Annotated in this window: 13 protein-coding genes and 1 tRNA gene; 9 read left to right on the forward strand and 5 right to left on the reverse strand. The window is 71.6% G+C overall.

The genetic code is table 11. From position 1 onward, the window contains the following. Positions 1 to 5 precede the first annotated feature (5 nt). Together ehuC and ACVMLK_RS05890 are read right to left on the reverse strand one after the other, a co-directional pair. Entirely contained in the window at positions 6 to 668 is a 663-nt protein-coding gene (gene ehuC, locus ACVMLK_RS05885; protein WP_198364803.1) for an ectoine/hydroxyectoine ABC transporter permease subunit EhuC, read from the reverse strand. 69 nt (positions 669 to 737) lie between these two features. Next, the gene (locus ACVMLK_RS05890; protein ID WP_457485870.1) at positions 738 to 1,577 is read right to left on the reverse strand and encodes a transporter substrate-binding domain-containing protein; all 840 of its coding nucleotides are present in this window, start codon (positions 1,575 to 1,577) and stop codon (positions 738 to 740) included. 216 nt (positions 1,578 to 1,793) lie between these two features. Here ACVMLK_RS05890 and ACVMLK_RS05895 point away from each other — a divergent pair, with 216 nt between their 5' ends. Then, complete coding sequence (locus tag ACVMLK_RS05895) at positions 1,794 to 3,083, forward strand: NCS2 family permease (protein ID WP_232476808.1); 1,290 nt, start codon at positions 1,794 to 1,796, stop codon at positions 3,081 to 3,083. A 54-nt stretch (positions 3,084 to 3,137) separates the two neighbouring features. Here ACVMLK_RS05895 and ACVMLK_RS05900 read toward each other — a convergent pair whose 3' ends face one another. Next, positions 3,138 to 3,668 carry a transglycosylase SLT domain-containing protein gene (locus ACVMLK_RS05900; RefSeq protein WP_370591918.1) on the reverse strand — a complete coding sequence of 177 codons (531 nt, stop codon included), beginning with the start codon at positions 3,666 to 3,668 and terminating at the stop codon, positions 3,138 to 3,140. A 304-nt stretch (positions 3,669 to 3,972) separates the two neighbouring features. After that, complete coding sequence (locus ACVMLK_RS05905) at positions 3,973 to 4,665, reverse strand: DUF1194 domain-containing protein (protein ID WP_422924291.1); 693 nt, start codon at positions 4,663 to 4,665, stop codon at positions 3,973 to 3,975. Between the two features lie 316 nt (positions 4,666 to 4,981). On the opposite strand from ACVMLK_RS05905, the gene ACVMLK_RS05910 reads away from it, so the two are divergent. The 8 genes from ACVMLK_RS05910 to ACVMLK_RS05945 all read left to right on the forward strand — a co-directional run bounded on the left by ACVMLK_RS05910 (position 4,982) and on the right by ACVMLK_RS05945 (position 12,200). After that, positions 4,982 to 6,481 carry a circularly permuted type 2 ATP-grasp protein gene (locus ACVMLK_RS05910; RefSeq protein WP_198365013.1) on the forward strand — a complete coding sequence of 500 codons (1,500 nt, stop codon included), beginning with the start codon at positions 4,982 to 4,984 and terminating at the stop codon, positions 6,479 to 6,481. Between the two features lie 3 nt (positions 6,482 to 6,484). Continuing rightward, the gene (locus tag ACVMLK_RS05915; RefSeq protein WP_198364807.1) at positions 6,485 to 7,447 is read left to right on the forward strand and encodes an alpha-E domain-containing protein; all 963 of its coding nucleotides are present in this window, start codon (positions 6,485 to 6,487) and stop codon (positions 7,445 to 7,447) included. Further along, complete coding sequence (locus ACVMLK_RS05920; protein ID WP_457485871.1) at positions 7,431 to 8,210, forward strand: peptidase; 780 nt, start codon at positions 7,431 to 7,433, stop codon at positions 8,208 to 8,210. Before ACVMLK_RS05915 ends, ACVMLK_RS05920 begins: the two co-directional genes overlap by 17 nt. A gap of 62 nt (positions 8,211 to 8,272) precedes the next feature. Further along, positions 8,273 to 9,331, forward strand: a complete 1,059-nt coding sequence (locus ACVMLK_RS05925; protein ID WP_198364809.1) for a ligase-associated DNA damage response exonuclease — start codon at positions 8,273 to 8,275, stop codon at positions 9,329 to 9,331. Continuing rightward, positions 9,328 to 10,932 carry a cisplatin damage response ATP-dependent DNA ligase gene (locus ACVMLK_RS05930; RefSeq protein ID WP_457485872.1) on the forward strand — a complete coding sequence of 535 codons (1,605 nt, stop codon included), beginning with the start codon at positions 9,328 to 9,330 and terminating at the stop codon, positions 10,930 to 10,932. Before ACVMLK_RS05925 ends, ACVMLK_RS05930 begins: the two co-directional genes overlap by 4 nt. A 134-nt stretch (positions 10,933 to 11,066) precedes the next feature. Next, positions 11,067 to 11,240, forward strand: a complete 174-nt coding sequence (locus tag ACVMLK_RS05935; protein ID WP_198364811.1) for a DUF1328 domain-containing protein — start codon at positions 11,067 to 11,069, stop codon at positions 11,238 to 11,240. A 94-nt stretch (positions 11,241 to 11,334) separates the two neighbouring features. Then, positions 11,335 to 11,410, forward strand: a tRNA-His gene (locus ACVMLK_RS05940). 25 nt (positions 11,411 to 11,435) lie between these two features. Continuing rightward, a complete protein-coding gene (locus tag ACVMLK_RS05945; protein WP_457485873.1) occupies positions 11,436 to 12,200 on the forward strand; it encodes an SDR family oxidoreductase in 765 nt (254 codons plus the stop codon). A 10-nt stretch (positions 12,201 to 12,210) separates the two neighbouring features. Here the strand turns inward: ACVMLK_RS05945 and ACVMLK_RS05950 are convergent. Continuing rightward, positions 12,211 to 12,651 (reverse strand): hypothetical protein (locus tag ACVMLK_RS05950; RefSeq protein ID WP_457485874.1); only part of this gene is annotated, 441 nt, incomplete at its 5' end.

Genomic DNA, 12,651 nt, shown 5'->3' on the forward strand with positions numbered 1-12,651 from the left:
CCTCCTCAGTCCGCGCGCGCCAGCCGCCGCTCCAGCCGGCCGACCAGCAGGGTCAGCGGGAAGAGCACGGCGAAGTAGAGGACGGCGATCAGCGTGTAGATCTCGAGCGGCCGGTAGCTGTCATGCGCCGCCGCCTGGCCCTGGTAGAGCAGGTCGGGCACCGCCAGCACCGAGACGAGCGAGGTGTTCTTGAGCTGGATGATCGACTGGTTCATCAGCGGCGGCACCATGCGCTTCAACGCCTGGGGCAGCACGATGCGGCGCATCGACTGCGCCGGCGTCATGCCCAGCGCCAGCGCCGCCTCGGTCTGGCCGCTCTCGATCGAATTGATGCCGCCGCGGATGATCTCGGCGTAGAAGGCGCCGCCATAGAGCGAGAGGGCCAGCACCGCCGCCGTGGTCGCCGTCATCTCGATCCCGGCCAGGATCGGCAGGGCGTAGTAGAACCAGACCAGCTGCACCAGGATCGGCGTGCAGCGGAACACCTCGACATAGGCCTGGCTCAGCCAGCGCAGCGGCGCGATGGAGGAGAGGCGCAGCAGGCCCGAGACCAGCCCGACCACGAGGCCCAGCACGACGATGGCGGCGGTGAAGGCGAGCGTGACCCAGAGTCCGTTCAGGAACAGCCAGCGGTAGCTCCAGAGGATGCTGAAATCCCATTGATACATGCATGCGGTCCTGAATCGGGTCGCGGCGGCGCCCTGCCCCGGGGCGCCCCGCCTGGCCGGTCGGTCAGATCAGAGCGTGACGCCCGGCGGGAAGTCGGCCTCGGAGATGCCCACCAGCTCCATGTTGGAGACGATGGCCGATCGCACCGCGCCGAGTCCCTTGTTGAACTCGATCCAGGTGTTGACGTAGTCGCGCCAGGTCTTGTCCGCCTCGCGCCGGAAGCCGGCATTGGAGGTGGTGGCGAAGACCGGCGTCGGCACCAGCACATCGCCCAGCGTCGGCAGCTTCTTCTTCGCGGTCAGCGCCAGGATCAGCACGAGGCACTGCGCATCGGCGCGGCCGGACTGCACCGCCATCGTCGCCTCATCGGCGCTCTTGAAGCGGGAGACGCTGGCCCTGGGGCAGAGCCGCGTCACCACCTGGTCCTGCGAGGAGCCGGTGTCGACGGCGATCTTCACCTCGGGCCGGTTGAGATCGTCCCAGGTCCTGGCCTGGAAGCCGCGCTTGGTGACGAAGCTGAAGGCGTTGCTGAAGCAGGGGACCGAGAAGTCGACGACCAGCGCCCGCTTTGGCGTCGGGTTCAGCCCGAAGAAGATGTCGATCTTGTTCGACTGCAGATCGAGGACGGCATTGCCCCAGGTGGTCTCACCGAGCTCCAGCTCGCATTCCAGCTCCTCGGCCAGCATCCTCAGCAGGTCGACATAGAAGCCGCGCCACTGCCCGGTGGCGAGATCCTTGTGATAGTAGGGCGCGCCGCCCACCACCGCCGCCGAGCGCAGCTTCCTGGTGCGGCGGATCCGGTCGAAGGTGGTCTCCGCCGGGCTACCCTGCGCGGCGGCGGGGGCGGCGGTGGCGGCCATGGTGAGCGCCAGTCCGGCGGCGCCACCCATCATGCGGCGTGACAGCATCCTCGATCTCTCCTCAACGCGGCGGGACGTTCCGGCCAGGTGGCCGTTGCCCCGGTACCGCTCCGGCACCCGCGGCGGACCGCGACTTCATGGTGGCCTGCGCCTTCATAGCGACTTCCATGCCACGGCGGGAGATGCCTCGCGATGCCGGGCAATTGTGGAGCCGTCGCCGCCCCTCTTATCCTGGTGCCGACACCAACCGCGGGAGCCGCGACTTTGGAACGTTTCTTCGAGATGGCCGAGCGGGGCACGACGCCGCGCCGCGAGATCATGGCCGGGCTGACCACCTTCCTGACCATGGCCTATATCATCGTGGTCAATCCGGGCATCATGGCGGCCGCCGGCATCGATCATGGCGCCGCCTTCGTCGCCACCTGCATCGCCGCCGCCATCGGCTCCGCCATGATGGGGCTGCTGGCCAACTATCCGGTGGCGCTGGCGCCGGGGATGGGGCTGAACGCCTACTTCGCCTTCGTCGTCGTCGGCGCCATGGGCGTGCCCTGGCAGATTGCGCTCGGCGCCGTCTTCCTCTCGGGCCTGATCTTCTTCGCGGTCTCCGTCACCGGCTTCCGGGAATGGCTGATCAACTCCATCCCCCTCTCCCTCAAGCTGGGTATCGCCGCGGGCATCGGCTTCTTCCTCGGCCTGATCGGCCTGCGGGGCATGGGGCTGGTGGTGGACAACCCGGCGACGCTGGTCAGCCTCGGCTCGTTGCGCGAGATCCCGACCGTGCTGTCCTGCCTGGGATTCATCCTCATCGCCGGGCTGGTGGCGCGCGGCGTGACGGGCGGCATCGTCATCGGCATCCTGGTCACGGCGCTGCTCGGCATTCCCTTCGGCCTCACCGAGTTCCACGGCGTCTTCGCCCTGCCGCCCTCCCTGGCGCCGACCTTCCTGCAGATGGACCTGGCCGGCGCCATCGGCTTCGGCCTGGTCGGCATCGTCTTCACCTTCTTCCTGGTGGATCTCCTGGACAATGCCGGCACCCTGATCGCGACCACGCACCGCGCCGGGCTGATGCGTCCGGACGGCTCGGTGCCGCGGCTCGGCCGGGCCCTGCTCTCGGACAGCTGCGGCGCCATGATCGGCGCCATGCTCGGCACCTCCACCACCGTGTCCTATATCGAGAGCGCGGCGGGCGTGCAGGCCGGCGGCCGCACCGGGCTGACGGCGCTGACCGTCGCCGTGCTGTTCCTGCTGGCCCTGTTCCTGGCGCCACTCGCCACCAGCGTCCCCGCCTTCGCCACCGCGCCGGCCCTGGTCCTGGTGGCCTGCCTGATGGCCCAGGGGCTGCGCGACCTCGATTGGGAGGATGCGACGGACTACCTGCCGGCCATGCTGACGGCGCTCGCCATGCCCTTCACCTTCTCGATCGCGACCGGGATCGGCCTCGGCTTCATCGCCTATGCGCTGGTGAAGCTGATGGCGGGGCGGGGGCGGCAGGTCGGCGGGGCGGTCTGGGTCATCGCCGCCGCCTCCGCCGTGAAATTCTACCTGCAGAGCTAGAGGGAGAGAGGGGGAGGCGCTCCGCCTCCCCCTGCGCGGATCAGTCTGCGCGGATCAGTCCGGCGCCTCCGCCATCTCCAGGAGCGCCCGGCCATCGCGCCGCACGCGGGCGATCTCGGTGTTGCGGCAGCCATTGCCGCTCAGCAGGGCGCTGCCCGGGCTGACCACCTGGAGCTTGGCCTGAACCCGGCAGACCAGCTTGTTGACGGTGCCGGGGGCGGCGCCGTTCCAGCGGCGTAGCGCGTCCGCCCAGTTGCCATAGGTGTCATAGTGCTGGCGGAGATAGCGCGCCGCCCATTCGGTGGCGCGCCGGGGGTCGAGCGGCCAGTCGGCGCCGCCCTTGGCATGCACCTGGGCATTCACCTGCACGCAACCGGCCATGACCGACTGGCCCTGGCTGGACTTGAGCAGGTTGCGCGCCTCGGCGCGGCTGTCCGGGTAGTAGGCCTGGCCGCCGATGTTCAGGGCATGGGCGTGCAGGCCGGATTCGGCCAGCGCGACGGCCACCAGAAGGCCGTCGGGCAGGTCGAACCTCGCCTCGGCGGCCCGGGCGGCCTCGAGACAGGCATTGCGGGGACCGGCCACGGCCGGACTGCTCATCAAGGCAGGGGCCCCCAGCAGGAAGGCACCCAGGAGTGTCGCCGGCCATGCTTTCCATGGACCTTTGCGCGGGCGACGTGTCTGGCCCCGATCGGGGGGCGGAAAGGCGCTCCGTGCCTGCTGGCACGGGAACGCCGCGGGGCGTGGGCGGCGCGGGGGCACCGCCCTGCTAATCGCGGGCGTCATGGGCCCTGGCTAGCACGCGCGCCGGGGCAGGGGAAGCAAAACGGCCTTCCGCCTTGGGAAAACCCACAATGGATAAGGGAGGTTTCAGCTTTGGCCGCAAAAATTACGCCAGATCCAGAAAGTCTTTCGCCTCCGACGCGATCTCGCGGACCAGCTTCGCCCTGAGGGCGCGCGCGAAATCCTCCCGCCCCGCCGCGCGCATGACGAAGGCGCCCGGCCCTCCGATCACCTCGGCCTCGTAGCGGCGGTCGAGGTCGGCATGGCCGTCCAGGATGGCCAGGGCATTGACCGTCACGCCGGCGGCGACCGCGGCGTCCCGCGCGGCGGCGGCCGGGCGATGGCCACGCATGTCCGGGGCGTCGCCCGACAGATCGATCACCTGCCGCGTGGCCTCGAAGGGCGCCGCCCGCAGCAGGCCGGCGGCGTGGTCCAGCGCATCGCCGATGGCGTTCCAGCTCTGCCGCGAGCGGGGCGCGGCGCGCAGTTCCAGGGCCGTGGCCTCCGCCTCACCGGCGCCGCCGATGCGCCGCCAGGGCATCACCGTCGCGGCCCCGCCGGGGCTTCCCCATTCCACGAGGGCGAGCGCGATGGCGCCGAGCGGCCCGCCCCGGATGGCTGCCAGCACCGCCGGATGCGTCAGCGCCCCGGCGCAGCCTTCGCGCTGCAGGCGGAACTCCTCGTCCGTGATGCTGCCCGAGGCGTCCACCGCCAGCACCAGCGCCACATCCACCGGCCCGGCGGCGGGGCCTGTGGCGGCCAGCAGGCCGGGCAGGGCGAGGAGACCGCGTCGGTGCATCGGGGGCGCTCCGCCAGGATGGATCACAGGATGGGTGAGGGGCAGCCTCGGCCCCGCCTCCGCCCGCGGTCAAGCGGCAAGGCGCCGCGCCGCTGTGCAGCGGTGGCGCGGAACTGGGCAGCCAGGGGCCAGGGGGCGCGAAACCGGCCGCAAGGTCTCTTGCGCCCGGCCACCCGGCCTTGCTCAATGTGAGCCGACCGTTGTTTCCTGCGCGGAACCTTGCGGGACCAGGACCAACCGCGTAGGCCAACATGCCGCAACCGCCGAGGACGCCGGAACCAACGTGGCCGATCGCCCTGCCTCTGCCTTCGATGAAATGCGCGCCGATGGCGGCATCCGTTCCCCCTATGCCGAGATGGCGCGCTTCCTGGAGGCGACCGGACAGGCCGCCCTGGACCAGAAGCGACGCGAGGCGGAAGTGCTGTTCCGCCGCATCGGTGTCACCTTCGCCGTCTATACGGAGGGCGGGGACCCGGAACGGCTGATCCCCTTCGACGTCATTCCCCGCATCCTCTCGCGCGCCGAATGGGACCGTCTGGCGAGCGGGCTCGAGCAGCGCGTGCGGGCGCTGAATGCCTTCCTGGCCGATGTCTATGGTCCTCAGGAGATCATCCGGGCCGGCCGAATCCCGGCCGAGCTGATCCGCGGCAATGAGGGCTTCCTGCCGCAGATGGTGGGCTTCACCCCGCCCGGCGGGGTCTATACCGTCATCTCCGGCATCGACCTGGTGCGCACCGGGCCCGACGAGTTCTACGTGCTCGAGGACAATTGCCGCACGCCGTCCGGCGTCTCCTACATGCTGGAGAACCGGGAGGCCATGATGCGCCTCTTCCCCGAGGCCTTCACCCGCCACAGCATCGCCCCCGTCAGCCACTACCCGGAGGAGCTGCTGGAGACGCTGAAGAGCCTGGCGCCGGCCGGCTGCAGCGGGCCGCCCACCGTGGTGGTGCTGACGCCGGGCGCCTACAACAGCGCCTATTACGAGCATTCCTTCCTGGCCGACGAGATGGGCGTCGAGCTGGTCGAGGGCGCCGACCTCTTCGTGCGCGACAAGATCGTCTACATGCGGACCACGGCCGGCCCGAGGCGGGTCGATGTCATCTACCGCCGCATCGACGACGACTATCTCGACCCCGAGGCCTTCCGCCCCGACAGCGCGCTCGGCGTGCCCGGGCTGATGGCGGCCTACAAGGCGGGGAATGTCGCCCTGGCCAACGCGCCGGGCGCCGGCATCGCCGATGACAAGGCGGTCTACCCCTATGTGCCGGAGATGGTGCGTTTCTATCTGAAGGAGGAGCCGCTGCTCTCCAACGTGCCGACCTTCATGTGCGAGAGGGATGTCGACCGGGACTACGTGCTGTCCAACCTCGACAAGCTGGTGGTCAAGCTGGCCCGCGGCTCGGGCGGCTATGGCATGCTGGTCGGGCCGCATGCCACGCAGGAGCAGCGCGACGACTTCGCCGCGCGAATCCGCGCCCGGCCCGGCGACTACATCGCCCAGCCGACGCTGGCCCTCTCCACCGTGCCCACGCTCTGCGAAAGCGGCGTCGGGCCACGCCATGTCGATCTGCGTCCCTTCATCCTGTTTGGCCGCTCCATCCGCATGGTGCCCGGCGGGCTGACGCGGGTCGCGCTGCGCGAGGGTTCGCTGGTGGTCAACTCCAGCCAGGGCGGCGGCACCAAGGACACCTGGGTGCTGGACGAGGCGGCGCCGCCCGCCGGCTCCTCTCAGTCTCAGTCCCAGTCCCAGTCCCGGGCGGCCGCCGAGCCTCCACCCGGGCCGCCCGCCAACGATCCCGCCGGCGGGGGGAGCTGAACCATGCTCTCCCGTACCGCCGACAGCCTCTTCTGGCTCGGCCGCTATTCCGAGCGCGCCGGCAATGTGGCGCGCGGCCTGGGTGCCACGCTGCGGATGGCGCTGCTGGCGCATCCGGTGAGCCGGGCCGACAGCGAGTGGCGCGCCCTCATCATCGCCACCGGCTGCGAGCCGGGCTTCCGCGCCCTGGTGGGCGAGACCTCGCAGCCCGGCCTGCAGGACGAGGCGGTCCGCTGGCTGACGCTGGACCCGGCCAATCCCTCCGGCATCGCCGCCTGCGTCGAGGCGGCGCGGCGCAACGGCCGCACGGTGCGCACCGCGCTGACGGTCGATATGTGGGAGGCGATCAACGACACCTGGATCGAGTTCCGCCGCCTGGACTCCAGCGCCATCCGCGGCGACCGGCTGCCGGGCTTCCTCGACTGGGTGCGCTCCCGCACGCTGCTGTTCAACGGCGCGGCCGCCGACACCATGCTGCGCGACGACGCCTGGCGCTTCTGCCACCTCGGCACCATCCTGGAGCGCGCCGACAACACGGCGCGGCTGCTCGACGTGCGGCACGGCGCCTTCGCCCCCGACGCGGCGGCCGATGCGGCCTGCTATGCGCAGTGGCAGGCGGTGCTGCGCTCGGTCTCGGCGCTGCGCGCCTTCCAGCATGTCTATCACGCCCGGCTCGATCCCGCGCGCGTGGCCGAGCTGCTGATCCTGCGCCCCGAGCTACCGCGCTCCCTGCTCGCCTGCTACCGGCGCGTGGAGAGCACGCTCGATGTCATCGCCGCCGCCAATGGCGGGCAGCGCGGCGAGTGCCACCGGATGGCGGGCGCCATGCATGCGCGGCTGCGCTACGGCCGCATCGAGAGCATCCTCGAGGGGGGGCTGCATGACTTCCTGACGGGCATCATCGACCAGAACATCGCCCTGGGGCAGGAGATCGCCCAGATGTACCTCAGTGGCCGCCAGATGTGAGACGCCGGACATGACCTATTGCGTCGGGCTGCTGCTGCGGGACGGGCTGGTGATGCTGGCCGATACCCGCACCAACGCCGGGGTCGACCATATCTCCACCTATTCCAAGATGTATCCCGTGCTGCAGCCGGGCGAGCGGATGCTCTGCCTGATGGCGGCCGGCAACCTGGCCATCACCCAGGCGGTCTGGAGCCGCCTGCAGGAAGGGCTGGCGCTGGAGGGGGAGGAGCGGCAGACGCTGCGGAGCGTGCCGACCATGTTCCAGGCGGCGCAGCTCGTCGGCGCCGCCATCCGTGCCGTCTTCGCGCAGGACGGGCCGGCGATGAAGGCGCAGGATGTGCGCTTCGACGTCTCGATCATGCTGGGCGGGCAGATCATGGGCGGCCCGCCGAAGCTCTACCTTGTCTACGCCGCCGGCAACTTCATCGAGGCCACGCCGGACACGCCCTTTCTCCAGATCGGCGAGCACAAGTACGGCAAGCCGATCCTCGACCGCGCGCTCTCCCACACCACCGGCCTGGAGGACGGGGTGCTGCTCACCCTGGTCAGCATGGACAGCACGCTGCGCTCCAACCTGACGGTCGGCCTGCCGCTCGACCTGCTGGTCTATGAGCGGGACAGCTTCGCCATCCGCCTGCAGCGGCGCATCACCGAGGAGGACCCCTACTTCCGCCCGCTGCGCGAGGCCTGGTCCGAGGCGCTGCGCGAGGCCTACCGGCGCCTGCCCAGGCCCGGCTGGCTGGACAAGCCCGCGCCGTCCTGAGCGGCGTCCGCAAAATCCCGGCCGGGGGTGCAGCCTTTCGGCCCGCCCGGGATTGATCCCGCATGGCCGCGCCGCACCCGGACCGCTGGATCCGCATCACGCCCCAGGGCCTCTACTGCGAGCCGGGGGATTTCTTCATCGATCCCGTCGCGCCGGTGCCGCGTGCCGTCATCAGCCATGGCCATTCGGACCACGCCCGGCCGGGGCACGATGCCGTCCTGGCCACGCCCGAGACGCTGGCCATCATGACCGCGCGGCTGGGCGAGGGCCGGGCCGGGCACAGCCAGCAGCCGCTCGGCTACCACCAGCCGCTGACGCAGGGGGGCGTGCGCGTCACCCTGGTGCCGGCCGGGCATGTGCTTGGCTCGGCGCAGGCGGTGCTGGAATGGGAGGGCAGCCGGATCGTCGTCTCCGGGGACTACAAGCGGCAGCCCGACCCCACCTGCGCGCCCTTCGAGCCTGTGCCCTGCGACGTCTTCGTCACGGAGGCGACCTTCGCCCTGCCGGTCTTCCGCCACCCGCCCATCGCGCATGAGATCGGCCGCCTGCTCGACAGCCTGCGGCTCTTCCCGGAGCGGACGCACCTCGTCGGCTGCTACGCGCTCGGCAAGTGCCAGCGGCTGATCGCGGAGCTGCGCCGTGCCGGCTGGGACCGGCCGATTCATCTGCACGGCGCCCAGGCCGCCATGTGCGCGCTCTACGAGCGCTTCGGCCTCGGGCTCGGCGAACTTCGCCCGGTGCCGCGGCCGGCGCGGCGGGGCGAGACCGTGCTGCCCGGCGAGCTGGTTCTGGCGCCGCCCTCCGCCGAGGCCAGCCCCTGGGCCCGGCGCCTGGCCGATCCGGTGACGGCGCTGGCCTCCGGCTGGATGCGCGTGCGGCAGCGGGCGCGGGCGCGCGGGGTGGAGCTTCCCCTGGTCATCAGCGACCACGCCGACTGGGACGACCTCCTGGCCACCTGCGCCGAGGTCGCGGCGCCGGAGGTCTGGGTCACGCACGGGCGGGAGGAGGCGTTGATCCACGCGCTGGCGGGCCGTGGCGTGCGGGGCCGCGCCCTGCACCTCGTCGGACGGGAGGAGGACGAGGCCGACCCGCTCGACCTGGCGGCGGAACCGGCGGCATGAGCCTGCCCGCCTTCGCCGACCTTCTGGAGCGGCTGGTCTTCACCCCCGGGCGCAACGCCAAGCTGGCCCTGCTGCGGCGCTGGTTCGCCACCCAGCCGGACCCCGATCGCGGCATCGGCCTCGCCGCCATCGCCGGCGAACTGACCTTCACCGCCGCCAAGCCCTCGCTGGTGCGCGAACTGGTGGCGACGCGCATCGACCCGGTGCTGCTGGCCTGGAGCCACGACTATGTGGGCGACCTGGCGGAGACGGTGGCGCTGATCTGGCCCGCGCCCTCGCCGCCGCCGAACCGGCCGCCGCCCGACCTGGCCGATGTGGTGGAGACGCTGGAGCTGGCGCCCCGGGGCGAGGTGCCGGCGCTGCTGGAGGGCTGGCTGGATGTGCTGGACCCCGGTGGCCGGCTGGCGCTGATCAAGCTGGTCACCGGCGGCCTGCGGGTCGGCGTCTCCGGCCGGCTGGCGCGGCAGGCCCTGGCCGAGTGGTCCGGCCGGCCGGTCGAGGAGATCGAGGAGGTCTGGCACGGCGTGCCGCCGCCCTACCTGCCGCTCTTCGCCTGGCTGGAGGGACGCGGCCCGCGGCCCGACCCGAAGGACATGCCGGTGTTCCGCTCGCCCATGCTGGCGCATCCGCTGGAGGCGCCGGACATCGCCGCGCTGGACCACACCGCCTTCCGCGCGGAATGGAAATGGGACGGCGTGCGGGTTCAGGCCTCCGCCGGTCCTGGCGGGCGGCGCCTCTGGTCGCGCACCGGCGAGGATATCGGCGGCAGCTTCCCGGAGATCCTGGAGGCCATGGACTTCGACGCCGTCCTGGATGGCGAGCTGTTGGTGATGCGGGACGGCCAGGCGGCGCCCTTCGCCGACCTGCAGCAGCGGCTGAACCGCAAGGTGGTGGGGCCGAAGATGCTGCGCGACTTCCCCACCGGCCTGCGCCTCTACGACATCCTCTTCGAAGGCGGCGAGGACCTGCGGCCCATGCCCTACGACACGCGGCGCGACCGGCTCGAGGCCTGGTTCGCCCGCGCCCGGCCGGACCGCATGGACCTCTCGCCGCAGATCGCCTTCGTCTCCCTCGAGCAGCTCACCGCGCTGCGCGAGGGCGCCCGCGCCGCCGGCATCGAGGGGCTGATGCTGAAGCGCGGCGACGCCCCCTATCTCGCCGGGCGGCCCAAGGGGCTGTGGTGGAAGTGGAAGCGCGCGCCCCTCTCGGTCGATGCCGTGCTGATGTATGCCCAGCGCGGCCATGGCCGGCGCAGCAGCACCTACAGCGACTATACCTTCGGCCTTTGGCGGCCGGACGGGCAGGGGGGGCGGGAACTGGTGCCGGTGGGCAAGGCCTATTCCGGCTATACCGACCAGGAGCTGGTCTGGCTCGACCGCTGGATCCGCAACCATACCACCTCCCGCTTCGGTCCGGTGCGGGAGGTGGAGAAGCATCTCGTGCTGGAGGTGGTGTTCGACGCCGCGCAGCGCTCGGCGCGGCACAAGTCGGGCGTCGCCATGCGCTTCCCCCGCATCGCCCGGCTGCGGCCCGACAAGCCCGCCGCCGAGGCCGACGCGCTGGAGACGCTGATGGCGATGATCGAATCGGCCTCTGGCTGAACGGTGGCGCGAGCGGCAACCAGGCTTGACCCTGGGCTTTTCTGACCCTGGGCTTTTCTGACCCTGGGCGTTTCTGACCCTGGGCGTTGCAGCCCCGTGGCCGGCGGGGGCCGGCGATGTCTCGGGAGGGCGACATGCTGAAATGGGCGGTGATCTTCCTCGTCATCTCGATCGTCGCCGGGGCGGTCGGCTTCACCGGCGTCTCCGCCGTGGCCGGCCGCATCGCCAAGCTGCTCTTCGGCATCTTCCTGGCGCTCTTCGTCATCGCCCTGCTGCTGGCCCTGCTGGCGGGCGAGCTCATCTTCTGAACGGGCCCTGCGCGAGGCCGGTTGACGCCGGCCCGCGCGCGGCTTATTTCCGCCCACCTCGGCGCCCTTCGCGGTTGCCGGGGACGGTGGTATGGCGGCCTTAGCTCAGTTGGTAGAGCGCCACGTTGTGGTCGTGGATGTCACGGGTTCGAGTCCCGTAGGTCGCCCCACTTTCCCAGCCCGGAAGGGTCCCCCATGCAGCTTTCCCTCGAGAATCGCACCGCGCTGATCACCGGCGGGTCGAAGGGCCTCGGCCTCGCGATGGCGCGCACCTTCGCCGAGGCCGGCGCCAGGGTCGCCATCGTCGCGCGTGGCGAGGCGGATCTCCACACCGCCGCCGCGGCCACCGGCGCGGTTCCGATCCGCGCCGATATCGCCACGGCCGAGGGGTGCGAGGCCGCCTTCGGCGAGGCCAGCGCGGTGCTCGGCCGTGTCGACATCCTGGTCAACAATGCCGGGACCAGCCAGCGCGGCGCGTTCCCGCAGGTCACCGACGCGGTCTGGCAACAGGATCTCGACCTCAAGCTCTTCGCCGCCATCCGCCTGACGCGCCTGGCCTGGGCGGGCATGGCGGAGCGACGCTGGGGCCGCGTCCTCAATGTGCTGAATATCGGTGCCAAGGCGCCCCCGGCCGAGGGCGCGCCCACCGCCGTCTCCCGCGCCGCCGGCATGGCGCTGACCAAGGTTCTGGCGAATGAGGGCGCTCCGCTGGGCATCCTGGTAAACGCGCTGCTGGTCGGCATCATCGAGAGCGACCAGTGGGTGCGGCGGCATGCCGCCGATCCGCGCGGCCTCAGCTTCGAGGAATGGAAGGCCGAGGCCGGCCGGCCGGTGCCCCTGGGGCGCATCGGCCGGCCGGAGGAATTCGCCGCCACCGCCCTGTTCCTGGCCAGCGAGGCCGGCGGCTACATCACCGGCACCGCCATCAACGTGGATGGCGGCCGCAGCCCCGTGGTGTGACGGCGCCGCGTCAGGCCGAGAGTCGCCGGGTCAGGGCCAGGTAGTCGTCGCGCATCTCGGTCTCGACCAGCGCGGCGACCAGACGCGGGAAGTCCGGCCGAGGGCAGAGGCCGGCGATCGCCGCCGCGCTGTCGCCCAGGCGGAGGCGCCGCGCCGCGCGCAGCGCCAGCCGATCGGCGAAGGGATAAAGCTCGGGCCAGAGGAGCTGGATCTCGCGGAAGAAGATATCGGCCGCGACATCGCCGACACCTGGAATGCGCTTCAGCAGGCGGCGCAGCGCCGCCGGGTCCTCGGCCGCCTGCCGGCGCAGCGCGTCGAGATCCCCGCCATGCTCCTCCATCACCCGCCGTGCCATGCCGCCCCGCCGGCGGGCGGCGAGGCCGGCGCAGCGGGCATAGCCGGCGGCGCGCAGCACCGCCTCGCGCGCCGCCTCGTCGCTGCCGGCCAGCCG

This window comes from Teichococcus aerofrigidensis (assembly GCF_054073225.1).

Coding starts and splice junctions, on each gene's coding strand:
- ACVMLK_RS05925 (WP_198364809.1), top strand. CDS start 8,273: ATGGCCGCGCCGCACCCGGACCGCTGGATCCGCATCACGCCCCAGGGC.
- ACVMLK_RS05890 (WP_457485870.1), bottom strand. CDS start 1,577: ATGCTGTCACGCCGCATGATGGGTGGCGCCGCCGGACTGGCGCTCACC.
- ehuC (WP_198364803.1), bottom strand. CDS start 668: ATGTATCAATGGGATTTCAGCATCCTCTGGAGCTACCGCTGGCTGTTC.
- ACVMLK_RS05930 (WP_457485872.1), top strand. CDS start 9,328: ATGAGCCTGCCCGCCTTCGCCGACCTTCTGGAGCGGCTGGTCTTCACC.
- ACVMLK_RS05945 (WP_457485873.1), top strand. CDS start 11,436: ATGCAGCTTTCCCTCGAGAATCGCACCGCGCTGATCACCGGCGGGTCG.
- ACVMLK_RS05915 (WP_198364807.1), top strand. CDS start 6,485: ATGCTCTCCCGTACCGCCGACAGCCTCTTCTGGCTCGGCCGCTATTCC.
- ACVMLK_RS05910 (WP_198365013.1), top strand. CDS start 4,982: ATGCGCGCCGATGGCGGCATCCGTTCCCCCTATGCCGAGATGGCGCGC.
- ACVMLK_RS05935 (WP_198364811.1), top strand. CDS start 11,067: ATGCTGAAATGGGCGGTGATCTTCCTCGTCATCTCGATCGTCGCCGGG.
- ACVMLK_RS05905 (WP_422924291.1), bottom strand. CDS start 4,665: ATGCACCGACGCGGTCTCCTCGCCCTGCCCGGCCTGCTGGCCGCCACA.